Annotated in this window: 20 protein-coding genes and 1 pseudogene; 10 read left to right on the forward strand and 11 right to left on the reverse strand. The window is 57.3% G+C overall.

Annotated features, from left to right (window positions below):
* Positions 1-16: 16 nt before the first annotated feature.
* The 3 genes from AACX99_RS18335 to AACX99_RS18345 form a co-directional block, all read right to left on the reverse strand.
* A complete protein-coding gene (locus AACX99_RS18335; protein WP_339413868.1) occupies positions 17-700 on the reverse strand; it encodes a Fe2+-dependent dioxygenase in 684 nt (227 codons plus the stop codon).
* Positions 701-763: 63 nt separating this feature from the next.
* Positions 764-3001 (reverse strand): TonB-dependent receptor, encoded by a 2238-nt coding sequence (locus AACX99_RS18340; protein ID WP_339413869.1) that lies wholly within the window; start codon positions 2999-3001, stop codon positions 764-766.
* 152 nt (positions 3002-3153) lie between these two features.
* Entirely contained in the window at positions 3154-4317 is a 1164-nt protein-coding gene (locus AACX99_RS18345; protein WP_339413870.1) for a type III PLP-dependent enzyme, read from the reverse strand.
* Positions 4318-4792: 475 nt separating this feature from the next.
* On the opposite strand from AACX99_RS18345, the gene AACX99_RS18350 reads away from it, so the two are divergent.
* Entirely contained in the window at positions 4793-6376 is a 1584-nt protein-coding gene (locus AACX99_RS18350) for a peptide chain release factor 3 (protein ID WP_339413871.1), read from the forward strand.
* Positions 6377-6498: 122 nt separating this feature from the next.
* On the opposite strand, the gene AACX99_RS18355 is transcribed toward AACX99_RS18350, so the two are convergent.
* A complete protein-coding gene (locus AACX99_RS18355) occupies positions 6499-6885 on the reverse strand; it encodes an endonuclease domain-containing protein (protein ID WP_339413872.1) in 387 nt (128 codons plus the stop codon).
* A gap of 50 nt (positions 6886-6935) precedes the next feature.
* Here AACX99_RS18355 and AACX99_RS18360 point away from each other — a divergent pair, with 50 nt between their 5' ends.
* On the forward strand, positions 6936-7730 hold the full coding sequence (locus tag AACX99_RS18360; protein WP_339413873.1) for a TatD family hydrolase: 795 nt from the start codon (positions 6936-6938) through the stop codon (positions 7728-7730).
* 120 nt (positions 7731-7850) lie between these two features.
* Here the strand turns inward: AACX99_RS18360 and AACX99_RS22275 are convergent, their stop codons facing one another.
* Together AACX99_RS22275 and AACX99_RS22280 are read right to left on the reverse strand one after the other, a co-directional pair.
* Positions 7851-8564 (reverse strand): methyl-accepting chemotaxis protein, encoded by a 714-nt coding sequence (locus AACX99_RS22275; protein WP_445261887.1) that lies wholly within the window; start codon positions 8562-8564, stop codon positions 7851-7853.
* A 144-nt stretch (positions 8565-8708) separates the two neighbouring features.
* A pseudogene (locus tag AACX99_RS22280) lies at positions 8709-9848 on the reverse strand (HAMP domain-containing protein); the annotation flags it as partial.
* A gap of 252 nt (positions 9849-10100) precedes the next feature.
* On the opposite strand from AACX99_RS22280, the gene AACX99_RS18370 reads away from it, so the two are divergent.
* Positions 10101-10994: an ROK family protein gene (locus AACX99_RS18370; protein ID WP_339413875.1), complete on the forward strand. Its 894-nt coding sequence runs from the start codon at positions 10101-10103 to the stop codon at positions 10992-10994.
* 6 nt (positions 10995-11000) lie between these two features.
* Here AACX99_RS18370 and ampE read toward each other — a convergent pair whose 3' ends face one another.
* The 3 genes from ampE to AACX99_RS18385 all read right to left on the reverse strand — a co-directional run bounded on the left by ampE (position 11001) and on the right by AACX99_RS18385 (position 14854).
* Complete coding sequence (gene ampE / locus AACX99_RS18375; protein WP_339413876.1) at positions 11001-11837, reverse strand: regulatory signaling modulator protein AmpE; 837 nt, start codon at positions 11835-11837, stop codon at positions 11001-11003.
* A complete protein-coding gene (gene ampD / locus AACX99_RS18380) occupies positions 11834-12397 on the reverse strand; it encodes a 1,6-anhydro-N-acetylmuramyl-L-alanine amidase AmpD (protein ID WP_339413877.1) in 564 nt (187 codons plus the stop codon). Before ampD ends, ampE begins: the two co-directional genes overlap by 4 nt.
* Before the next feature lie 141 nt (positions 12398-12538).
* Positions 12539-14854: a DUF1631 domain-containing protein gene (locus AACX99_RS18385; RefSeq protein WP_339413878.1), complete on the reverse strand. Its 2316-nt coding sequence runs from the start codon at positions 14852-14854 to the stop codon at positions 12539-12541.
* 364 nt (positions 14855-15218) lie between these two features.
* On the opposite strand from AACX99_RS18385, the gene nadC reads away from it, so the two are divergent.
* Positions 15219-16067, forward strand: a complete 849-nt coding sequence (gene nadC, locus AACX99_RS18390) for a carboxylating nicotinate-nucleotide diphosphorylase (protein WP_339413879.1) — start codon at positions 15219-15221, stop codon at positions 16065-16067.
* A 177-nt stretch (positions 16068-16244) separates the two neighbouring features.
* Here the strand turns inward: nadC and tfpZ are convergent, their stop codons facing one another.
* The gene (gene tfpZ / locus AACX99_RS18395) at positions 16245-16976 is read right to left on the reverse strand and encodes a TfpX/TfpZ family type IV pilin accessory protein (protein ID WP_339413880.1); all 732 of its coding nucleotides are present in this window, start codon (positions 16974-16976) and stop codon (positions 16245-16247) included.
* A 240-nt stretch (positions 16977-17216) separates the two neighbouring features.
* Here tfpZ and AACX99_RS18400 point away from each other — a divergent pair, with 240 nt between their 5' ends.
* The 6 genes from AACX99_RS18400 to yacG all read left to right on the forward strand — a co-directional run bounded on the left by AACX99_RS18400 (position 17217) and on the right by yacG (position 22708).
* Positions 17217-17684: a pilin gene (locus AACX99_RS18400; RefSeq protein WP_339413881.1), complete on the forward strand. Its 468-nt coding sequence runs from the start codon at positions 17217-17219 to the stop codon at positions 17682-17684.
* 258 nt (positions 17685-17942) lie between these two features.
* Positions 17943-19646, forward strand: a complete 1704-nt coding sequence (gene pilB, locus AACX99_RS18405; RefSeq protein ID WP_339413882.1) for a type IV-A pilus assembly ATPase PilB — start codon at positions 17943-17945, stop codon at positions 19644-19646.
* 4 nt (positions 19647-19650) lie between these two features.
* Positions 19651-20868 carry a type II secretion system F family protein gene (locus AACX99_RS18410; RefSeq protein ID WP_339413883.1) on the forward strand — a complete coding sequence of 406 codons (1218 nt, stop codon included), beginning with the start codon at positions 19651-19653 and terminating at the stop codon, positions 20866-20868.
* Between the two features lie 3 nt (positions 20869-20871).
* Entirely contained in the window at positions 20872-21741 is an 870-nt protein-coding gene (locus AACX99_RS18415) for a prepilin peptidase (RefSeq protein ID WP_339413884.1), read from the forward strand.
* Between the two features lie 155 nt (positions 21742-21896).
* Positions 21897-22511, forward strand: a complete 615-nt coding sequence (gene coaE, locus AACX99_RS18420; protein ID WP_339413885.1) for a dephospho-CoA kinase — start codon at positions 21897-21899, stop codon at positions 22509-22511.
* Positions 22508-22708 carry a DNA gyrase inhibitor YacG gene (gene yacG, locus AACX99_RS18425; RefSeq protein WP_339413886.1) on the forward strand — a complete coding sequence of 67 codons (201 nt, stop codon included), beginning with the start codon at positions 22508-22510 and terminating at the stop codon, positions 22706-22708. The genes coaE and yacG overlap by 4 nt, the downstream gene beginning before the upstream one ends.
* Before the next feature lie 3 nt (positions 22709-22711).
* Here yacG and AACX99_RS18430 read toward each other — a convergent pair whose 3' ends face one another.
* Complete coding sequence (locus tag AACX99_RS18430; RefSeq protein ID WP_339413887.1) at positions 22712-22927, reverse strand: hypothetical protein; 216 nt, start codon at positions 22925-22927, stop codon at positions 22712-22714.
* Between the last annotated feature and the right edge of the window lie 53 nt (positions 22928-22980).

Consider the following 22980-nt stretch of genomic DNA (forward strand, 5'->3'; position numbering starts at 1 on the left):
TGGCAAACGATCCGCCCTACAGATCAGCCCAGCGCCGTAGCAGGTTGTGGTACACCCCGGTCAGCTGCACGCTGCTGGCATGACCTGCACCCAACGCCTGGTTGACCTGTTGAATACTGTTATCGAGGTCGAACAGCACACTGCGCTGGCCATCGTCACGGACCATGCTCTGCAGCCAGAAGAACGAACAGACCCGCGCCCCACGGGTTACCGGGTTAACCCGATGCAGGCTGGTGGAGGGGTAGAGAATCAGATCACCGGCCGGTAACTTGACGTTGTGCGCACCGTAGGTGTCTTCCACCACCAACTCGCCACCGTCGTACTCATCGGGGCTGGTGAAGAACAAGGTCGCCGACAGATCGGTGCGAATCTTTTCCCCCGTGGCCCGCACTTCACGCACCGCGTTATCCACGTGCAAGCCAAACGATTGGCCGCCCTGGTAGCAGTTGAACAACGGCGGAAACACCTTGTGCGGCAGCGCCGCCGAGATAAACAACGGGTGGCGCGACAACGCCGCGAGGATCATCTCGCCCATGGCTTGGGCTGCGGGGCTGTCCTGCGGTAATTGCAGGTTATCCTTGGCCATGGCCGACTGGAACCCGGCAGTGACCTTGCCATCGACCCAGCTCGCCTGCTGCAACAACTGCCGGCATTCGGCAACCTGCTCCGGGCTCAGCACCCGGGGAATGTGCACCATCATCTGGCGTTTCTCCTGATAAGCCAAAGCCCCGCACAGGCGGGGCTCAGGGTGAACAGCTAAGCGTTAGAAGGTGTAGTTGGCGCTCAGCACAGCCGAACGGCCATCGCCGGGAACCACCCCCCCCGAGTTGCTGCCCGTACCGTTACTGGTGCGTACGCGGTCGTAGTACTCCTCGTCGAACAGGTTGTTGACGTTCAGCTGCAGGTGCAGCTCCTTGCTGGCCTGATAGCCGAGCATGGCGCCATGTACCCAGTAGGAATCGATCTTGGCGCGACTGGCCTGCGGCGGGGTGTCAGCAGTCGACACGGCCACGTTGCGTTCGTCAACAAACTGCGCGCCGTAACCCACCTCGAAATCAGCCGGCAACTGGTAGCTGGTCCACAGGCTGAACGAGCGTGGCGGGGTATTGGCCAGAGCCTGACCTTCCTGCACCTCGTCCTCACCCGGAGCGGCCTTGAGAATCTCGCTGCTTAACTGGGTGTAGGAAGCAAAAGCCTGCCACTTGTCGGTGATTTTGCCGGAAGCGCCCAGCTCGAAACCTTCGACGCGCTGCTCGCCCTGCAACTCGTAGGAGCCGTCATCCAGCTCGACACGCCCGTTGGTTTTGTCGACACGGAAGATGGCCGCGTTAAGCGCCAAGCGCTGATCCAGCAACTCCCACTTGGTACCCAACTCCCACGTCTCGTTCTTTTCCGGATCGAGATTCTCGTTGCCTGCATTCAGCCCCGTGCCGGTAGTGGCAAGCGCTTGTGCCGAAGGGTTGTAAGAGTTGCCCCAGGCCACATAGATCGTACCGTTCTCTACCGGTTTGAAGGCCAGGCCAACACGCCCGCTCAGCATCTCGTCGGACGATTCCAGCTTTACATCGCTACCGGTGGCGATGGTGTGGGTGTCGTTGTTGCCTTCATAGCGTTCCCAGCGCGCGCCCAGGGACAAGTCCCACTGCTCGCTCAGGGCCAAGGTGTCGAACACATACAGCGCCTGGTCGGTCAGCTCGGCATCCAGCGTCGAGGTGTCGGTCTTGTTGCGCGGGCCGCGGTAATAGCCGGGAGGGCTGTCCAGGTCGTAAACCGGGCTCAGGTCCAGGTTGTTGCTGAAGTTGGTCTTATCGATCGTTTCGCGAGACACCTCAACACCGGTGACCAACGAGTGGTCGATAAAGCCGGTGGCGAAGTTCCACACCAGGTTGGTCTGGTTGATCGCCAACTTGGTGGTGGTGTCGCGGCCGTTACCGGTACCCGAACGGTACTTGTACTGACCATCACCGATGCCGGCGCCCACGGTCTGCACGTAGCTACGGGTGGTCACGGTGCGATTGTCGGTTTCGCTGTAACGGGTGATGCTGTTCAGGCTGACCAGATCGTTAAAGTCGTGCTCGACCTTGACGGTGAAGGAGTCGACGTCGACCTCTTCGGTATCGATATTGCGGAAGCCGAAGTAGTCGTCACGGTCAACGCCATCCAGCACCTTGCCGGCAATCGCGGGCAGGCCGTATTCCGGCAGATTCTGATCGGACTGGTGCAGGTAGCTGAGGGTCAGACGGGTTGGGGTGCCCAGGCCGAAGGCCACAGACGGGGCGATCCCCCACCGTTCGTAATTGATCTGCTCGCGACCGGCAACATCGTTTTCGTGGGCCATCAGGTTGAGGCGAAAGGCCGCGCCGTCGATACCGTCCAGCGGCTGGTTGATGTCTGCAGCCAGACGATGATAGCCGTCGGTACCGATGCCAGCCTGCAGGCTGTTACGCGCACGCAGACCGGGGGTCTTACTGACCATGTTGATCGAACCCGCTGTCGCGCCAGCGCCGGCATACACCGAACTAGGGCCTTTAACCACCTCAACCATTTCCAAATTGAACATGTCGGAGCGGGTCATGTTGGCGCTGTCGCGCAGGCCATCGACCATCAGGTTGTTGGTGGCACTGAAGCCGCGAATATTGATGCTATCGCCGTAGTTACCACCCTCTCCCGCACCGAAGGTAATACCGGAGACGTTGGACAGCACCTGGCGCAGGCTAAGAGCGTTCTGCTCCTGGATCAATTCCTGGGGGATCACGGTGATGGTTTGCGGGGTATCAAGCAGCGGCGCGGTGTACTTCGGCGACGAGGCTTGGTCGACTTTATAGCCTTGCTCCTGCTCGCCTTTGACCGTCACGCTACCCAGCTCGACGATATCTTTCTGCGCGGTGGCCTCTTGCGCCGCAAAACCGCTGCCAGCCCAGGATGCAGCAGCCAGACCGACGGCTGTTGCCAGTAGACGACGCTGCGGCAGTGTGCCGGCTCGAGTGCCACGCTTGCTCATGATAATCACCCCCAGTTAGAAACGAGGCGTGATTCTATTTAATAATTATTATCAATCAAGAATTATTTTGCTTCGTGAGGGAACTTTTCGCCACATCTCCCCCAGAACGCAAAGACCCGTCCAAAGACGGGTCTTTATTGAGTGACGAAGCCTTACAAGTAGAACGACTTCAGCGGCGGAAAGCCGTTGAACTCAACCGCGCTGTAGCTGGTGGTGTAAGCGCCGGTCGACAGCCAATACACACGGTCACCAATGGCCAGATTGAGCGGCAGGCCGTACTTGTAGTTCTCGTACATGATGTCGGCGCTGTCGCAGGTCGGGCCCGCAATCACCACCTCTTCCATCTCGCCCTTCTTCTCGGTGTAGAGCGGAAACTTGATCGCCTCGCCCATGGTTTCGATCAGGCCGCTGAACATGCCCACATCGACATACACCCAGCGCTCAACCGCAGTGCGCGACTTGCGCGCCACCAACACCACTTCACTGACCAACACGCCGGCGTTGGCAATCAGCGAGCGACCCGGCTCCAGGATAATTTCCGGCAGATCGTCGCCGAAGTCTTCCTTGAGGAAGCGGATGATTTCCTCAGCGTAGGTTTCCAGGCTGTTGGTACGGGTGATGTAGTTGGCCGGGAAGCCGCCCCCCATGTTGATCAGCTTGAGCTCGATGCCGTCTTCTTCCTTCAGGCGCTCGAAGATCACCTTGACCTTGGCAATCGCCGCGTCCCACACGGAAATATCACGCTGCTGCGAGCCCACATGGAACGACAGACCATATGGCACCAGCCCCAGATCGCGCGCCAGGATCAACAGGTCCATGGCCATGTCGGTCTGGCAGCCGAACTTGCGCGACAGCGGCCAGTCGGCCGTGGTCGAGCCTTCGGTGAGAATGCGCACGTAAACTTTCGCGCCCGGGGCGGCCTTGGCGATATTGCGCAGGTCGGCTTCGGAGTCGGTGGCGAACAGGCGCACACCTTTCTCGTAAAAGTAGCGGATGTCCTTGGATTTTTTGATGGTGTTGCCGTAGCTGATGCGATCCGCGCTGACGCCACGGCTCATGACCTTGTCCAGCTCATAGATCGAGGCGATGTCGAAGCTGGAGCCTTTATCCTTGAGCAGGTCGATGATCTCGACCGCCGGGTTGGCCTTGACCGCGTAGTACACCTTGGCGAATTCGAAACCGGCGCGCAGGTCATCGTAGGCCTGACTGATGATCGCGGTATCGATCACCACGAATGGGGTTTCCTGGGTATCGGCAAACGCCTTCATGCGCTGAAAAGTGGCGGGTGCGTAATAATCTTCGACCTTGATCGACATACTCGGACTCCAGTGGCTGAACCAGTTAAAACAGTTTAGTCAGGCAAACGCTGCAACAGCAGACAGCTGCCCATCATTTAGGGAGACCTGGCGGATAACCCGCACAGGCAGAACGTCTGATCAGTTTCCCCACTTTGGTTCGCCTACTTCCCAAGGCATGTCGCCGAGTACCCCTGCGGGTCTCTCGTCGTCAGTACTTGAGCCGGATGGATCGTTGCCAGCATGGACGTTCGGGCGCGAACTTTAGGGCCATGGGGGGCTGAGATCAATCAAAAATGCCGTGCTTTTTATCCTCGCTGTCGCCATATTGATTGAACGTTTTATATTCAAAACAAAACGTCAGGAATGCTGCACAAAGCGCGAAAAAACGGTGATTCTGTCCTCTGACTACAGGTCGCCGCGTTGATCAACGTTTACCGTTATAATCGCCGCCTTTTTTGACAGACCGACTATTCAGTCGACGGGTTCCCGCACAATGACCACCCAGGCCATCGAAGTCGGCAAACGCCGCACGTTCGCGATCATTTCCCACCCGGACGCCGGTAAGACCACCATCACCGAGAAGCTGCTGCTAATGGGCAAGGCGATTGCCGTGGCCGGTACGGTGAAGTCGCGTAAGTCCGATCGCCATGCGACCTCCGACTGGATGGAGATGGAGAAACAACGCGGCATTTCCATCACCACCTCGGTGATGCAGTTCCCCTACCGCGAGCACATGATCAACCTGCTCGACACCCCCGGCCACGAAGACTTCTCGGAAGACACCTACCGCACCCTGACGGCAGTAGACAGCGCGCTGATGGTGCTCGACGGCGGTAAGGGTGTTGAGCCACGCACCATCGCCCTGATGGACGTGTGCCGCCTGCGCGACACGCCAATCGTCAGTTTCGTCAACAAACTCGACCGCGACATCCGCGACCCGATTGAGCTGTTGGATGAAATTGAAGCCGTCCTCAAGATCAAGGCCGCGCCGATCACCTGGCCGATTGGCTGCTACCGCGACTTCAAGGGGGTGTACCACCTCAAAGACGACTACATCATTGTCTACACCGCCGGGCATGGCCACGAGCGCACCGAAACCAAGATCATCCAGAACCTCGACTCCGACGAAGCCCGCGCCCACTTGGGTGACGAATACGAGCGTTTTATCGAACAGCTAGAACTGGTCCAGGGTGCCTGCCATGAGTTCGACCAAGACGAGTTTATGAACGGTCAGCTGACCCCGGTTTTTTTCGGCACCGCGCTGGGCAACTTCGGCGTCGATCATGTATTGGATGCGGTGGTCGACTGGGCTCCACGCCCACTGGCCCGTGTTGCCAACGAGCGCACCGTGGAACCGGTGGAAGAAAAATTCAGCGGCTTCGTGTTCAAGATCCAGGCGAACATGGACCCCAAGCACCGCGACCGCATCGCCTTTATGCGCATTTGCTCAGGCAAATACAGCCAGGGTATGAAGATGCGCCACGTGCGCACCGGCAAGGACGTGCGCATCGGCGACGCCCTGACCTTCTTCTCCAGCGAACGTGAAATGCTCGAAGAAGCCTACGCCGGCGACATCATCGGCCTGCACAACCACGGCACCATCCAGATCGGCGATACCTTCACTGAAGGTGAAAGCCTCGGCTTCACCGGTATTCCGCACTTCGCCCCGGAACTGTTCCGCCGTGTGCGCCTGAAAGACCCGCTGAAATCCAAGCAATTGCGTCAGGGCTTACAGCAACTGGCCGAAGAAGGCGCAACCCAGGTGTTCTTCCCCGAGCGCAGCAACGACATCATCCTCGGCGCGGTCGGCGTGCTGCAGTTCGATGTGGTCGCCAGCCGCCTAAAAGAGGAATACAAGGTTGAGTGCGGCTATGAGGCGATCACCGTGTGGTCGGCGCGTTGGATCGACTGCGACGATAAGAAGAAACTGGAGGAATTCTCCAACAAGGCGGTAGAAAACCTTGCCCTCGACGGCGGCGGCCACCTCACCTACCTAGCACCTACTCGGGTCAATCTGAGCCTGATGGAAGAGCGCTGGCCGGACGTGAAGTTCAGAGCTACGCGCGAGCATCACTAAGCCGCACCACCCTCTCCCCAACCCTCTCCCGCCAGCGGGAGAGGGAGCTGAACGCAGCAGGCCGTAGATATACGAACGGTTTCCTGAGCATTGGTTTAGCACTATTCCAGCAAGTTACGCGGTTAACTCCCCTCGCCCGCTTGCGGGAGAGGGGCTGGGGGAGAGGGCTGCTTTTGCTCCACCCACAGCCGCAATTTCTCAAGCACCGCATCCGTTTGCAGCAGCACCTCATGGTTCCAGAAGCGCAATACGGTAACCCCCTGCCCCCGCAACCAACCATCACGCCGCAAGTCATAAGCCACCTGCTCAGCATGCTGACCACCATCCAATTCAATGACCAGTCCTATCTCCAGGCACACGAAATCCACGATGTAACGACCCAAGGGCTTTTGCCGTTTGAACTTCAACCCCATAAAACGGTGGGCACGCAAGTGATACCAGAGGCAACGTTCCGCATCCGTCATATCTCGCCGCAACGCCCTCGTACGCACCCTAATTAGCTCTTCCATAGGCTACCCTGCTCCCTGCAAAGTCCATCTGCTTGAGCAAACCCTAGACCATGCGCCTGATCGACACCCACACCCATCTGGACTTCCCCGACTTCGATGCCGACCGCGGCGAGCTGCTGGTCCGCTGCCGCGATCTTGGCGTCGAGCGCTTGGTGGTGCTGGGGGTGCATCAAGCCAACTGGCAGCGTTTGTGGGATCTGGTACAGGCCGAAGACAGCCTGTATGCCGCCTTCGGCCTACACCCGATGTATCTCGATGAGCATCGCTCGGAACACCTAAGTGAACTAGGTGACTGGCTGGCACACTGCGCCGGTCACCCTAAGCTCTGCGCGGTGGGCGAGATCGGCCTGGACTATTTTCTCGAACAGCTTGATCGTGAGCGGCAACAACAGCTATTAGAGGGGCAGCTCAAGCTCGCCATTGAGTTCGAACTTCCGGCGCTGCTGCACGTACGTCGCGCCCATGCGGCGACCATTGCCACACTAAAACGCCTCAAACCAGTACGCGGCGGCATCATCCATGCCTTCGCCGGCAGTTATGAAGAAGCCCGCGAATACCTCAAGCTCGGCTTCAAACTCGGCCTAGGCGGCGCACCGACCTGGCCGCAGGCACTGCGGCTGCGCAAGGTGGTGGCGCAACTGCCGCTGGAGGCCATCGTGCTGGAAACCGACTCACCCGATATGGCACCCGCCATGCACCCCAACCAGCGCAATAGCCCCGAATACCTGCCTGATATCTGTGCAGCGTTGGCCGAGCTACGCGGGATCAACGCCAAAGAATTAGCCCGTGCCAGCAGCCAGAACACCGCCGAACTATTCGGCTGGAATCTACCTACTACAGAGTAGGGATGCGCCGCGCATATGCGGCGGGCGGATGACGTTGCATCCGCACTAATATCCCCGGCATCAACGCCCGAAAATGACGAAGCCCGCCAGGGTGGCGGGCTTTTTCAAGCGAGTTGCTAATCAGACGCGGAATGCGCCGATCAGCTGCTTCAAGCGCGCCACCAGCCCAGACAGTTCACGGCTGGCCTGCTCAGTCTGGCTGGCACCCTCGGCAGTGCGCTCGCCGGCCTGACTGATTTCGACAATGTTCTGATCGATATCATGCGCCACAGCAGTCTGCTCTTCGGCAGCAGTGGCGATCTGCTGGTTCTGATCGACGATCATGCCCACCGCACCAAGGATATTCTCCAGCGCCTGCTGCACCTTGCCCGACTCGCTGACGGTGGTATCGGCCATCTGATGACTGGCATTCATCGCTTTAACCGCCGCGCCCACGCCACTCTGCAGTTTGGCGATCATTGACTCGATCTCTTCGGTGGACTGCTGCGTACGCTTGGCCAGGTTACGCACCTCGTCGGCCACCACGGCAAAGCCGCGCCCCTGCTCACCGGCACGCGCGGCCTCAATGGCGGCGTTGAGCGCCAGCAGGTTGGTCTGTTCGGCAATGCCCTTGATCACGTCCAGCACCTGGCTGATCGAGGCGCTATCGCTGGCCAGTTTGTTGATCACTGCAACCGACTGATCGATCTCACCGGCCAGGCGCTGAATGCTGCCAACCTGCGATTCGACCAGCGCACGACCGCTGACCGTCTCATCATTCACGCTCTGCGCGCTGCCCACCGCTGCGGCAGCACTGTGCGCCACTTCCTGGGCTGTGGCAGACATCTGATTCATTGCGGTGGCGATCAGGTCGATCTGCCCACGCTGACCAGCAACCGCCTGGTTACTTTCACCGGAGACCTGCTGCACACGATCCGCCTGGCGCTCAACCTCAACCACGGTCTGCCCCACGCGCTCGATCAACTGGTGAATCTTGCTCACCGTCTCGTTAAATACCTGACCCAGCTCGCCCAGTTCGTCCTGACTCTGCGCCTTGAAGGTAACGGTCATATCGCCGGCGGCCACTTGATTCATTACCTGGCCGAGCTTCTTCAAGGTGGTGCGGATCGATACGTAGAAGCCGCCGTACAGGTAGACAATCAGCAGGAACACCACGACCAGGGCGGCGACCAGCAGCACCATTTGCGTACGGTTATCCTCCAGGCGCGCCTGCAATTGCTTGTCGAGGAATACCAGCACTGCATCATTTAACTGATAGGTCTGCGCCATGGCTCCGCTGACATCGGCGTAGAACTGCGCCCAGGGCGTATCCAGCGAGTCAGCGATAACCACCTTGTCTTCAAACAGCACGGCTGTGGTTTTCAAGGTTTCCAGACTGCTCGCGGCCTGGCTGGCGAGCTCTGTGCGGGCCTGCGCGCTGCTGTTAAGCGACGCCTGCAGGTTCAAACCATACTCGGCATGCAGCTTTTCCAGCTCCAGCAGCAGTTCGTCAAATGTGGTACTTGCCGATGAATTGAGAAAACCCTGGGCTAGCGAATAGGCACCCACCGCACGGCCCTCACTAAGCGCCACAGTGACTTTGGGCGTGTCCACAGTGATTAGTTCGATCATCTGCCGCACGGCGCCCTGACGGTCCTGGCTCAAGCCGGCTTGCGCGGCGACCAGCTTGATAAACACCTGAGAGCTGCCCAGCAGTTTTTCGGCCAAAGCAATCTTGCCCTGCAACGAGGTTTCGGCTTGCACCGCGCCCAGCTCAGCAATCAGCTGATCACGCTTGTTGTTGAACTCCTCGACCTGCTCAGGTTCGCGCACGACCGCGACCATAGCTTGCAGCGTTTCGCCGAGGCCGTCTTGCACCTTGACCAGACGCGCCACAAGGTCACCCGCTTGGCCGGACTGGCCAATCATCGCGTTGATCTCAATGAGGTCTACGAAGTCTTCAAGATTACGCCGCAGCGTCAGGCTTTCGCCGAGTAGATCAATACTTTCGAGGGCCGCCTGGGTACTGACGAACTGCCGGTAGGAGTCACGCACCAGATAGAAGTTTGTGACCAGCATGGGCAGAAAGAACAGAACGCTGATCAAACTGAACTTCATGCCGAAGCTGAGGCGATTCATTAGCGCGATGGCCGGATACAACACGCTCTTCACAGGACGTCTCCAGTTCTAATTATTGTCGTGTAAGGTTACAAAACAGCCGCGCAGGATCTCAAACGACGGTCTGTATGTCCTTTGTTGCTCGACCTGCGGCATTTCCATCAACGGGGTATATACGGGCAGATTAACGTGACACATGTCACAAAAAAGTGATCGAGCTTGGCGTCATGTATACCTCTTATCGACCTCAACCTCTGTAACTTAAGGTTAATGATGCGCACCTCACTAAAGCTCGGCATTGATCTGGGTGGTAGCAAAGTCGAAATAATCGCACTGGAAAATGGCCTGCCTGTATTGCGCCGCCGCGCCCCAACACCGCAGGGCGACTACCAGAAGACCGTCACCCTGATTGCCAGCTTAGTTGAAGATTGCGAGCGCGAACTGGGTCGCCGCGGCAGCGTCGGTGTCGGCATCCCCGGCACACGCTCCCCCGACCATGGGCGGATCAAGAATGCCAACTCGCAGTGTTTGATCGGTGAGGATCTGCAAGCCGACCTTGAGCAGCGCCTGCAACGTCCGGTACGCCTGGCCAATGACGCCGACTGTTTTGCTCTCTCGGAAGCCTGCGATGGAGCAGGCGAAGGTGCCGCAAGTGTTTTCGGGGTGATTCTTGGAACTGGCGTCGGGGGCGGCCTGGTCGTGCACCAACAATTGCTCAGCGGCCCTAACTCCATTGCCGGCGAATGGGGGCATAACCCGCTGCCCTGGCGCCGCACTGAAGAGGGTCCGAGCAGACGCTGTTACTGCGGCTTGGAAGATTGCATTGAAACCTTTCTCAGCGGCCCAGGCTGGGCAGCCCGCAGCAATTTAGGCCTGGATGCAAGCGCCATAGTCAGCGCCGCAGAAGCGGGAAATCCAGCAGCGCAGCAGGCGGTTGCCCGCTACTGCGACCAGCTGGCTCGCGGGCTGGCGTCAGTAATCAACCTGACTGATCCGCATGTGATTGTGCTGGGCGGCGGCATGTCCAACAGCACCGCGCTCTATTCTCAGGTAATGCCATTACTGCCGCGCTATGTGTTTTCCGATCAGGTCAACACACGCCTGCTGCAGGCCAGGCACGGCGACTCCAGCGGTGTGCGGGGCGCGGCCTGGTTGTGGAACGAATAAACAGCGTTAGGTAACCAGGGTCCATACGGCAAAAACCGCATACCAAAACACTGCGGCACGCACCAACAATTGCCACAGCCCATCCAGGCTGCTGACACCGATTTCGCCAATCACCGGCTCCGGCGTCTCGCCAGCAGCCCGCGCGGTAATGATCACCAGCTGGGCAGCGCTGATATCCCAGCTGAGCAGCTCATGCAACAAGGCCCGGCTGACCCCAGCAAAATTGCCCACTAGGGCAAAGCTGGCAGCCAACACACGCACCGGCAGCCAGTCGAAGCCGTGACGCACCTGTACGGCGGCATCACGTAAAGCAGGCAGAGTGGCATGCTCGCTAACCAGGGCAATTAACCTATACGCCAGCGCTGCCAGCGGCCCGAGCAACGCGTACCAGAAAATCACCGCAAAAAAGCTCTGGTAGGCCTGCCACACCAGATACCCCTGAACGCGCTGTAGTAACTCGCCCTCATCGTCCGCCTCCAGGGCTAGATCACGACGCGCCACCAGATACGCGGCTTCGCTATCCTCACGGCGCCAGCTGTCGCGAAATGGCCCCAGCGCCGTCAGCAAATCACCACGCCCCAGACTGTAAATCACCACCAGCAGGTGCACTGGTAGGGCTAACCAGCCGTACGCCACGGGCTCCAGCATCAGCAGAATCAGCCCTAGCGCCAGCAACGGCAACAGCACCAGTAACGCCAGCATCAGCCATGGGCGCTCAACCCACTGCGGCCGGCTCTCAACTGCGGCCAACAAGCGCAGCCAAGGGCCATCATGCTGAATGGGTTTACGCCAGGACGAGAACTTCTCTATCCACAGCACCATCAGTAGCACCAGAAAATTCATGTCAGTTCCTTGTCTTGCTGCAATGCCAAGCGCACGCGCTGCCAGTCGAATGCCGAGCCGGGGTCAGTCTTGCGCCCTGGCGCGATATCGCTGTGGCCACAGATACGCTGCAGAGTGATGGCCGGGTAAGCCGTTTGCAGCTGGCGGGTCAGCTTAATCAGTGCCGCATACTGTGCAGCCGTGAACGGCAGATCATCAGTGCCTTCAAGCTCAATGCCTAAGGAAAAATCATTACAGTTTTCCCGCTCGGCAAACCGCGACACACCAGCATGCCAGGCGCGCTCATTACAGGAGACGAATTGCGTTACGACTCCATCACGCTCGATAAAGAAATGCGCGGATACCTGAAGGCTGGCAATGCTTTCGAAATAGGGATGCTCATGCGCATCCAGGCGGTTCTGAAAAAAAGCCTGCACCTTGCCCGTGCCGAACTGCCCCGGCGGCAAGCTAATGTTATGGATGACCAATAGAGAAACTTCACCCAGCGGCCGCTGGTTGAAGTTCGGCGACGGGCAGTGCTGGATACCATCGCACCAGCCACTGAAAGGGTCCAGCTGCATAAAGACTCCTAGAACGAGTCACCACTCTAGTGCAGCACTTGCTCAAGGCCAAGGGCACATACCCAAGCAAACACACGAATGCAAAAACGCCGCCTAGGCATTACCCCGGCGGCGTTGTGGTAACCCATCAATTACAGGCTATCAAGCGCCCTTGAGCTTGCGCAGGTTGCCGATCACCGACTCCAGAGCCCGATCAAACAACAGCGCATCATCGAGCAGGCGAATCGCACTGCGGCGGAACTCCACGGCCAGGCCCATACGGGTTTTCTCCAGCACCTTCATACCGGTACGGTTGACGAAGATGTACTTGCCGGTTGGCTTGATCACCGCCGCCAACTTGCAACGCAGCTTGTGCTCTTCATCTTCCTGGAATTCGACCCAGCTACCGACCCGCAGGTTATCGACCTGCAGTAGCGACTCATCGTCGTCCGGCAGGCTGGCTTCCGGCTCAGCGGCCCGCAGCTCGCCAGGCGCCAGCAGAATGATCTCCTCTACCACCTCGACCATCGCCGGCTCTTCCACCGCTTCCTCGGCTGGCAACTCCAACAATGGCAACTCGATACCGGCTTCGGCCAAGGCAGCGCGCTGCTCTTCGTCGATTTCAACAAGCGCTGGCGCATCGCCCTGTGGGTTTTCTTCCGGCAGGCTGCGCTTGAAACGCTGAAAGGCCTGCACATGCAAAGCCTCCAGCTGGCTGAAAAACTCACCCGTGGAGAACGGATCAAAAGCGGCGCTGGCCATACCTTCACGCAGTGCCTTGAGCAGCCCCGGCACCATCTCCAGCAAGCGCATGCGCGCTTCCGGCTCTTCGTGCAGCTCAACGCTCCAGACCAGATCGTCCATAGTCGTCAGCGCAGCCTGCCACTCGGCTGAATCAATGCCGTGCTTCAGGCAGGTCAACATCAGCACCTTGCTCCAGGCTTCCTGCAGCAGACGCACCACTACTTCCGGTAAGGTCTTGCCGAGCAAACGCTCATTCAGCGCCTGTTCGACTTCACGTCGCGCCAATGCAGCCTTGGCACTGCCCTCTTCGGCATCGCGGGTGCGCTGCTCAAGCAGTTCGCTACGACGGCGCTCATCACCGGTAAATGCCAGGAACTCTGCCAGCAGCTCGGAGAAGATCACCGGATCATCGACAAAGTCATTGAGCAGACGTTGCACCACCTGCTCAATCTTCTGATACAGGCTGTCGCGCTGCGCATCGTCCTGCTCACCCCAACCCAGGGCAGCAGAGGCGATTTCGTTGAGCAGACGGCGGGCTGGGTGACTGCCACGACTAAAGAAGGTCTTATCGATCACCGCCACTTTCAACATCGGGATCTGCAAGCGGCCAATCAGCGCCTTAAGCGAATCCGGCAAGGTGCGATCGTCGAGAATAAACTCGAAGAGCATCGACACCAGATTGATAACGTCTTCATCAACCTCACCGACCACCCGCGCCTTACCAGCTTTGGCACTGGCACGGGTCAGCAAACCTTCTAACTGCTCGCGCAAATCAAAATCATCACTGACCTGCGCGGGCGCACGCTGTTGCATATGTGAGAGCAGGCGCATCAGGTCATTGCTGGAGATCGGCATGGCGTCCGCCGGCCGATTGCGTCGAGGCACCAGCGTGCCACGCGCTTGGGAGAGCAATTCCTGCAGCGCGCCGAACACTTCCTGCACGCCTTCATCAGCAAACTCCGCCGACAGCTCCGGCGAGGCATCCTGGCGAGCACCGCCAGCTGCTGCGCTAGCGCGCGAAGGATTACGCCGTGCTGGCGCAGATTTAAGCTCCGGCAACACCCCAGCGGCAATCAATGCCTGGTTGGCCTCGGCATACAACTGGTCGAGATCACTGAGTACATACTTCTCAAACAGCTTAAGTATGATCAGCTTGACCCGGATCTCGACACCCAGGCTGCTGCAAGCATCGAGGAAGAATTCGCAGAGGCTGGCAGGACCGACGGGATTGGTCTTGTCATCCAGCTTCTTGCTGACCATGGCGTTGAAGCGCGTAGTCAGGTGACCGAGGGCTGTAGCATCTCGGCTCATGACCTTGGCGACCATAGAATCCAGCGCCACCGATTCTTCCAGCGCGTCGTTCTGCACCAGTGACAAGCTGTCAAACGACACCGCATCTAAGGGTGCAGGCTTGCCGATCTCATATTGATTCAGGGTGGCGAAGGCTTCGAAGACCTTCTGCAGAAAGCCACGCTCGATATTTTTGCGCTTCAAGCGCAGATCGCGCATCGCCTCAAAGAAAGCATTCTGCTCAGTATTGCTGGTGGCACGATCAGCCATCTCGAACAGCGTATCGTCCGCATTGTCGAACAGCGCCTGCAACGCTGTTTTCAGCTGTTGCGCCGCTTTGTCACGCACATTTGTCAGCGCCACAGGCAGTCTTCCTACCGGCGAGGTGGGCGATTGCTCAGAGGCCACCTTATTCAGGTGAACCACGTTCGCATCAGTCTTCATTGCGAGTCTCCTGCAGACTGCCCCTCTTGGGCGGACCGATCTGCACAGCGATCAACTGAGCGTCATCCGTAACGTCAAAGGCCTGGCGTCAACAATTCTAAAATGTAAAGCCATTATAGGGATGCGCGCGCGCATACCAAGCGGACTTTTCCTTCAGACATGACCCGCGTCACAGATGCAGCATCACAGCTTCCCAACGGTTACCTGCATACGACCAACGCAACACGCTATGCGTTGCAGCTGCATGCAGCTAACGAAGAACCTCCACCAGCATAGCCTTACAGCTGCCAGAGAACAGCTGCAAACACTGCGCAAACAGCCATCAATCCCTATAATCGGCGCATTCTGCTGACTGGAGCTCATCATGCCTAACCTTATCCTCGCTGACCTCGCCAACGAAATCGAGGCCAATGTGCGCCGTGCACTGGCAGAGGATATTGGCAGCGGCGACATCACCGCACAGCTGATCCCCGCCGAACGCCTGGCGCATGCAAAAGTCATCACCCGCGAATCCGCAATAATCTGCGGCACCGCCTGGGTCGACGCGGTATTCCGCCAACTCGACCCGCGGGTCGCCGTGCACTGGCATATCCAGGACGGCCAACGCGCCGAACCCAATCAGGTACTCTTTGAACTGGAAGGCCCTGCCCGCGCCCTGCTCAGCGGCGAGCGTAGTGCCCTAAACTTTCTGCAGACGCTCTCCGCTGTCGCCACCCGCTGCCAGCACTATGCCGAATTGGTACAAGGCACCGCCGTAAAACTGCTCGACACCCGCAAAACCCTACCCGGCCTGCGCCTGGCGCAAAAATACGCAGTAACCCAAGGCGGCTGTCACAACCACCGCATCGGCCTCTATGACGCCTTCCTTATAAAGGAAAACCACATCGCCGCCTGCGGCGGCATCGCCCAAGCCGTAACCGCCGCCCACAAGATTGCCCCAGGCAAGCCGGTGGAAGTCGAAGTGGAAAGCCTGGATGAGTTGCGCGAAGCATTGGATGCCGGCGCGGACATCATCATGCTCGACGAACTGAGCCTGAATGAAATGCGCGAGGCCGTAGCACTCACCGCCGGCCGCGCAAAACTCGAAGCCTCGGGCGGGGTGAACGAAAGTACCTTACGGGCGATTGCCGAAACCGGAGTGGACTACGTGTCGATTGGCACACTGACCAAGGATGTTAAAGCAGTGGATTTGTCGATGCGACTGAGCCTGTGAAGCTGACATGCAGGATTAATCCACTGCACACCCATACGCAAACGTGCAGCACAAGCCAAGCACGAATTAATTATCTGATGGTTGCACAACGAAACTGACTCACCGAGGCTCACTGCCCCTACAAATCCACCCTAGGGATTGATCGGGATACCGCAAAGGATGAATTGCCGATGACTGTCATAGCCAAGGGCGGAGATCCACAACAGCCAGGACCTCGTAGCTTTCCTTGTGAAGCAACACCACCATTGGCACACCAGCCATCAACGGCAACCAGGACCCGGCTGCAGGCCACTCGCGAGTAACCGCCTGCACATCCTCAACCGAATTGAAGTCCTGCAATCCAGATATCGAACGCGAACGCTGCCGTATCTCATCCTGAACATCTACCAGGGGCCGATAAAGATCAGGCCGCTGCGGCAGGTCACTCCCACCTAACCCCGCCTCGAACATCAGCTCATTTCGAGCAGCGGCATCGACCGGCGACACAGCGGCAACCCAGCGCGGGCCAAACTGTGGAGGGCTGCGGTATTCAGGAAGGGCGCTACTCAACTTGCGCCCATCAATATCCAAAACCCTCACCAGGTCAAAACGGTCGGAATTAAATACCAACCAGGCCGGACGCCCCTCGGCGACTACCCACAAGCCGTAACAAAGCGCAGACAGCTGCAACATGGCAATCACCGTGAGATCCAGCACCAGCGTTTTTTTGCCAGGCTTGTACACCAACAATGTCAACAGCGGCCCGAGCACCACATCGACCAGCAATAACAATAAAAAAATCTTTGTCACACCAACGGCCACATGCAGCGGCGCCGGATACCACAGTTTGAAAACCAACAACACAGCCGGCACAGCAAGCACCGCAGACAGACTCAGGTGTATAAAAAACGCTTTAAATCGTAAAGGCATATTCTCTCCCGGCAATTCAAGGACTGTTAAAGGGGCTAGCAAAAGGCGCGGCACCGAGGTCAGCACTCGCGAATGAGCTCAATAATACGGGCAGCCAGAGAATCAGTGGTAACCCACGGATAAGTGCACAGGCGCCAAGCCCCTCAACGATCTCGCCACCCACCAAAACCTGGCACGCAATCTGCTTATCCAACTGCAGTGCAACACATCGTTGCCGCCAATAACTCTGGAGAGCGTCACATGAAAACCATGCAAAAAGGCTTTACCCTGATCGAACTGATGATCGTAGTTGCCATCATCGGCATTCTGGCGGCCGTTGCCCTGCCTGCCTATCAGGATTACACCGTTCGCGCCAAGGTATCTGAAGGTATGATCGCAGCCAGCTCCATCAAAATCGGCGTAACCGATGTATTTGCTGACAACGGCATTGCCGGCGTAGCAGCTTACTCGGCCGTACTCGCAGCCGACCAAGCAAACCTCATCACCAACCTGATCTCCGCCATTGCAGTTGACGCCGCCAACGGCACCATCTCCGTTACCATGGGCGGCATCCCACAACTTGGCGCAGGTACCGACGTTCTGGCCTTCGTACCACAAATCAACGGCGCAGCAATTTCCGACGCCAACTCCACCGGCTCGATTACCTGGGACTGCACCAGCGCAACCACCACCATCATCGACAAGTTCCTGCCGGCTAACTGCCGCTAATAAAAGTGCTGGGCAGTCTTTGTCCAGCACTTTAAAAAGACCGCTCCTGCGGTCTTTTTTTTTGCCCTGCTTCACCCTCAACCGAAGCCTACGCCACCAGCAACAAACCCTCATATTCAAAAACAAAGAGCCGGCATAGAACGGCGCTACCAGCCACGTAAAAACTCAATTAGTGCCATTTTTTGTCACCGCCCTTTCTTGCAATTGGCACACCTTTAGCAACTGCGCTATAAGACAAATACTGTTATGGAGCCCATGATGAACGATAGTGTGTCCCTTACCGGCTTGGCCCGACAGATGGTACTGGCAGAGCTTTTGGATGAAAAAACTGCCCAGCAGGCACAAAGCCAGGCACAGCGAAATAAGCTGTCGCTGGTCACCTATCTAGTACAGAACAAGCTGGTAAAAAGCCGCGTTTTGGCCGAACTGGCCAGCGAGCAGTTCGGTGTATCCTTTGTTGACCTAAATGCCATCGAGAAGGAAAGCCAGCCAAAAGATTTAGTGACCGAAAAGCTGGTGCGCCAACATCGGGTACTGCCGCTATGGCGGCGCGGCAACAAACTGTTTATCGCAGTTTCTGACCCAACCAACCACCAGGCCGTCACCGATATCCAATTCAGTACTGGACTGAACACTGAAGCGATCTTGGTAGAAGATGACAAGCTCGGCGATGCGATTGATAAATTTTTCGACTCCGCTGCCAGCGGAATGGAAGACCTTGCTGACGTTGACTTGGATGGGCTGGATGTCGAAGCCGTCAGCGATGATGCCGAGGTCGCGGGCGAAGGAAACTCCGCAGATGACGCACCAGTCGTACGCTTCGTCAACAAGATGCTGCTTGATGCAATTAAAGGCGGCTCATCAGACCTGCACTTCGAACCCTATGAAAAAGCCTATCGCGTACGCTTCCGCACCGATGGCATCTTGCATGAAATAGCCCGCCCACCTATTCAGCTATCCCCGCGAATTTCTGCGCGATTAAAGGTTATGGCCGGCCTGGATATTTCCGAACGACGCAAACCTCAGGATGGGCGCATCAAGATGCGCATCTCCAAAAGTAAATCAATCGACTTTCGCGTCAGCACGTGCCCAACCCTTTGGGGCGAGAAAATCGTGATGCGGATTCTTGACTCTGCCAGCGCCCAGATGGGCATCGACGCCCTGGGCTATGAAGAATCGCAGAAAGAACTTTATATGTCGGCACTCAAGCAACCTCAGGGCATGATTCTGGTTACCGGCCCCACGGGCTCTGGCAAAACCGTATCGCTGTACACCGGCCTAAATATTCTCAATACCGTTGACGTGAATATTTCCACCGCAGAAGACCCGGTGGAAATCAACCTGGAGGGTATCAACCAAGTCAACGTAAACCCCAAGCAAGGCATGGACTTTACTGCGGCACTTAAATCGTTTCTGCGCCAGGACCCCGACATCATCATGGTGGGAGAAATTCGCGACCTAGACACCGCGTCCATCGCCATCAAAGCAGCCCAGACCGGCCACATGGTCATGTCGACCCTGCACACCAATAGCGCTGCAGAAACCCTGACCCGCTTGCGCAATATGGGCGTACCGTCATTCAACATTGCCACCTCGGTCAACCTGATTATTGCTCAACGCCTAGCCCGTAAGCTCTGCAATAACTGCAAAAAAGAAATACCAGTTCCCCGCGAAACTCTGCTAGAGGAAGGCTTTCCAGAAGATAAGGTCGGTACCTTCAAGATTTACGGACCGGTAGGCTGCGAAAACTGCAACGGCGGCTATAAAGGTCGTGTCGGTATTTATGAAGTGGTTAAAAACACGCCAGCCCTGCAACGGATTATTATGGAGGAAGGCAACTCTATTGATATTTCAATCCAGATGCGCAAAGACGGCTTTAATGACCTGCGCACTTCAGCACTGCTGAAGGCCATGCAGGGCGTGACCAGCCTCGCCGAAGTGAACCGCGTGACTAAGGACTAACCTGATGGCCGTTAAAGCACTAAAAACCAGCACCTTCGCCTGGGAAGGCACTAATAAGCAGGGCGCCAAAATAAAAGGTGAAGTCAGCGGCCAGAACCCTGCACTGGTAAAGGCCCAACTGCGCAAGCAAGGCATCAACCCAACCAAGGTGCGCAAAAAGTCTGCCTCCCTGCTCAGCGCAGGAAAGAAAATCAAACCGATGGACATTGCGCTGTTTGCTCGGCAAATGGCAACCATGATGAAAGCTGGCGTACCGCTGCTCCAGTCTTTTGAAATTATCGGCGAAGGGCTAGACAACCCGAACATGCGCAAGCTGGTTGATGACATCAAACAGCACGTTGCTGCCGGTAATAGTTTTGCAGCGTCACTGCGCACCCGCCCAGAACACTTTGATGACCTGTTCTGCAACCTAGTCGACGCGGGCGAACAAGCCGGCGCCCTTGAAAACCTACTGGACCGAGTAGCCACTTATAAAGAAAAGACCGAAGCACTTAAAGCTAAAATCAAAAAAGCCATGAACTACCCTATTGCAGTAGTTTTGGTTGCATTGATCGTTTCTGCCATTCTCCTGATCAAAGTTGTACCGCAATTTGAATCTGTATTTGCAAATTTTGGCGCTGAACTTCCTGCATTTACTCAATTTGTAATAGGAATTTCACAAGCTTTACAAAAGTGGTGGCTCGTCATTCTGATCGGTATGTTTGCCGCAGCATTTACACTGGCCGAGTTTAAAAAGCGCTCTGAGAAGTTCAGAAATTGGATTGACCGCACCGCCCTCAAAGCACCAATCGTTGGTGACATCATCTACAAATCATCTGTAGCCCGTTATGCCCGCACTCTCGCAACCACCTTTGCTGCCGGCGTACCTCTCGTTGAGGCACTGGACTCTGTAGCAGGGGCTACCGGCAATATCGTATTCAAAAATGCCGTCAATAAAATCAAGCAGGATGTTAGCGCCGGTATGCAGCTGAACTTCTCTATGCGTAGTACTGCTGTGTTCCCCTCAATGGCAATACAAATGACTGCTATCGGCGAAGAGTCGGGCGCACTGGATATGATGCTAGATAAAGTGGCCAGCTACTACGAAGCGGAGGTCGACAACGCTGTCGACGGTCTAACCGCCCTAATGGAGCCACTGATTATGTCGGTGCTCGGCGTACTGGTGGGCGGTTTGATCATTGCTATGTACCTGCCAATCTTCCAGCTTGGCGCAGTTGTTTAACTTATGTCCGTAATCGAATTTCTGGCCAGCCATGCGCTGGCCTTTATTTTGTGCGCACTGATAATTGGCTTATTGATAGGTAGTTTTCTCAATGTTGTAGTCTATCGCTTACCAAAAATGATGCAGCGCGAATGGCGCGAGCAGGCCCGAGAGATATTGACGTTGCCCGCCGCCCCCCAGGCAGCAACATTCAACTTGGTACTCCCAAACTCAAGCTGCCCGCACTGCGCCCATGAAATAAGCCCCTGGGAGAATATTCCAGTTATCAGCTACCTATTTCTGCGTGGCAAGTGCTCAAGCTGTAAAGCACCTATCAGCATGCGCTACCCACTGGTTGAGCTGGCTTGCGGTTTATTGTCGGCCTTTATCGCCTGGCACTTCGGCTTTACCTGGCAGGCTGGCGCGATGCTGCTGTTAACTTGGGGCCTGCTGGCGATGAGCCTGATCGATGTCGATCATCAACTGCTGCCGGACTCACTAGTGTTGCCGCTACTTTGGCTTGGCTTGATTGCCAATAGCTTCGGCCTGTTTACCAGCCTGGAGGACGCGCTCTGGGGCGCGATTGCCGGGTACTTGAGCCTCTGGTCGGTGTACTGGCTGTTCAAGCTGGTAACTGGCAAAGAAGGCATGGGCTATGGCGACTTCAAGCTGCTGGCGATGCTCGGCGCATGGGGGGGGTGGCAGGTATTGCCGCTAACGATACTACTGTCGTCGTTGGTTGGCGCAGTACTGGGTTTAATAATGCTGCGCTTGCGTAACGCTGAAACCAGCACGCCTATCCCTTTCGGCCCTTATTTGGCGATTGCTGGTTGGATTGCCTTGCTCTGGGGTGAGCAAATCACTTCCAGCTATCTGCAGATCGCCGGTTTCTGATAAAGCGCCGTAGACCGGACGGCACCCGGACTACGGCACCCCGTCAGCGACATATCGAAAGACCCTGCACTTAGCGGGCATGCCCCGACCGTTCGCCAGCAGCCCAGCAGCTGCACTACAATCGCGCCCCTGGATAGCTGACACGAGTGCGCATCTTGACCACAAAACCCTGGATTCTTGGTCTTACAGGCGGCATTGGTAGCGGCAAGAGCGCTGTCGCCCAACACTTTATCGACCTAGGCGTGCATCTGGTCGATGCCGACAATGCGGCGCGCTGGGTGGTTGAACCGGGCAAGCCGGCGCTGGCCAAGATCGCCGAGCACTTCGGCAGCGATGTGTTGCAGGCCGACGGCCAGCTTGATCGCACAGCACTGCGCAACCGGGTTTTTGCCAATGCCAATGAGCGGCGCTGGCTCGAAGCGCTACTGCATCCGCTTATCGGCCAAGAAATCACTCAGTACCTGGCACGCGCAGAATCACCCTATGCCATTCTGGTTTCGCCGCTGCTGGTTGAGTCCGGCCAGCACAAATTGACCCAGCGCATACTGGTGGTGGACGCGCCCGAGCAACTGCAAGTGCAGCGCACCATGGCTCGTGACCAGAGCTCCAGCGAGCAGGTGCAGGCTATTCTCAAGGCCCAGGCCAGCCGTGAAGAACGCCTGCGCCACGCCCACGATGTACTGCTTAACGATCAAGATTTGCCCTGGCTGCGAGCCGAAGTGGAACGACTCCATACCTTTTACCTGAACCTACGTGGAGGCCAAGCATGAGTACGCCAACCTTAGTCGCCTGCCCTACCTGCAGCGCACCCGTCGAGTGGAGCCCGCAAAGCCCGAGCAGGCCCTTCTGTTCCGAGCGCTGCAAACTGATTGACCTCGGCGCCTGGGCCTCGGAAGAGCATGCGATTCCCGGCAACCCACTGGAAGATGACCTGTTCTCTGGCGAGCTACCGCCGCGCGAGCACTGAGACTCAAGGCCGCATAAAACTGTAATCGCGATCATCATCCAGATTATCCGCGAGAAACTGCAGCTCTGCGGCCAGATCCGCCGCACTGCGCGCCGCCCGGCTACGCTCGACCACGGCGCTGAGCAATGCCCGCAACGCCATAGCCTGATCAAAACCCTGCGCCTCAACTCCCTGCAAACTCTGCTCGATTGCCTGCCTCGCCCACTGATGCCCCCCCATCCCACACCCTCCTCACTGATAGATGAAAGATCGCGCATCGTCGTTCGCGCAGC

Source organism: Pseudomonas sp. EA_35y_Pfl2_R5, from assembly GCF_963970805.1.
In the GTDB taxonomy this organism is placed as follows: domain Bacteria; phylum Pseudomonadota; class Gammaproteobacteria; order Pseudomonadales; family Pseudomonadaceae; genus Aquipseudomonas.

Excerpts from the sequence above, each read along its gene's own strand:
- AACX99_RS18385 (WP_339413878.1), bottom strand. The coding sequence starts at position 14,854 with ATGAAGACTGATGCGAACGTGGTTCACCTGAATAAGGTGGCCTCTGAG.
- tfpZ (WP_339413880.1), bottom strand. The coding sequence starts at position 16,976 with ATGCCTTTACGATTTAAAGCGTTTTTTATACACCTGAGTCTGTCTGCG.
- nadC (WP_339413879.1), top strand. The coding sequence starts at position 15,219 with ATGCCTAACCTTATCCTCGCTGACCTCGCCAACGAAATCGAGGCCAAT.
- AACX99_RS22275 (WP_445261887.1), bottom strand. The coding sequence starts at position 8,564 with ATGAATCAGATGTCTGCCACAGCCCAGGAAGTGGCGCACAGTGCTGCC.
- AACX99_RS18340 (WP_339413869.1), bottom strand. The coding sequence starts at position 3,001 with ATGAGCAAGCGTGGCACTCGAGCCGGCACACTGCCGCAGCGTCGTCTA.
- AACX99_RS18415 (WP_339413884.1), top strand. The coding sequence starts at position 20,872 with ATGTCCGTAATCGAATTTCTGGCCAGCCATGCGCTGGCCTTTATTTTG.
- AACX99_RS18350 (WP_339413871.1), top strand. The coding sequence starts at position 4,793 with ATGACCACCCAGGCCATCGAAGTCGGCAAACGCCGCACGTTCGCGATC.
- pilB (WP_339413882.1), top strand. The coding sequence starts at position 17,943 with ATGAACGATAGTGTGTCCCTTACCGGCTTGGCCCGACAGATGGTACTG.
- AACX99_RS18410 (WP_339413883.1), top strand. The coding sequence starts at position 19,651 with ATGGCCGTTAAAGCACTAAAAACCAGCACCTTCGCCTGGGAAGGCACT.
- ampE (WP_339413876.1), bottom strand. The coding sequence starts at position 11,837 with ATGAATTTTCTGGTGCTACTGATGGTGCTGTGGATAGAGAAGTTCTCG.
- AACX99_RS18430 (WP_339413887.1), bottom strand. The coding sequence starts at position 22,927 with ATGGGGGGGCATCAGTGGGCGAGGCAGGCAATCGAGCAGAGTTTGCAG.
- AACX99_RS18370 (WP_339413875.1), top strand. The coding sequence starts at position 10,101 with ATGCGCACCTCACTAAAGCTCGGCATTGATCTGGGTGGTAGCAAAGTC.
- AACX99_RS18355 (WP_339413872.1), bottom strand. The coding sequence starts at position 6,885 with ATGGAAGAGCTAATTAGGGTGCGTACGAGGGCGTTGCGGCGAGATATG.
- yacG (WP_339413886.1), top strand. The coding sequence starts at position 22,508 with ATGAGTACGCCAACCTTAGTCGCCTGCCCTACCTGCAGCGCACCCGTC.
- AACX99_RS18400 (WP_339413881.1), top strand. The coding sequence starts at position 17,217 with ATGAAAACCATGCAAAAAGGCTTTACCCTGATCGAACTGATGATCGTA.
- AACX99_RS18345 (WP_339413870.1), bottom strand. The coding sequence starts at position 4,317 with ATGTCGATCAAGGTCGAAGATTATTACGCACCCGCCACTTTTCAGCGC.
- AACX99_RS18335 (WP_339413868.1), bottom strand. The coding sequence starts at position 700 with ATGATGGTGCACATTCCCCGGGTGCTGAGCCCGGAGCAGGTTGCCGAA.
- AACX99_RS18360 (WP_339413873.1), top strand. The coding sequence starts at position 6,936 with ATGCGCCTGATCGACACCCACACCCATCTGGACTTCCCCGACTTCGAT.
- ampD (WP_339413877.1), bottom strand. The coding sequence starts at position 12,397 with ATGCAGCTGGACCCTTTCAGTGGCTGGTGCGATGGTATCCAGCACTGC.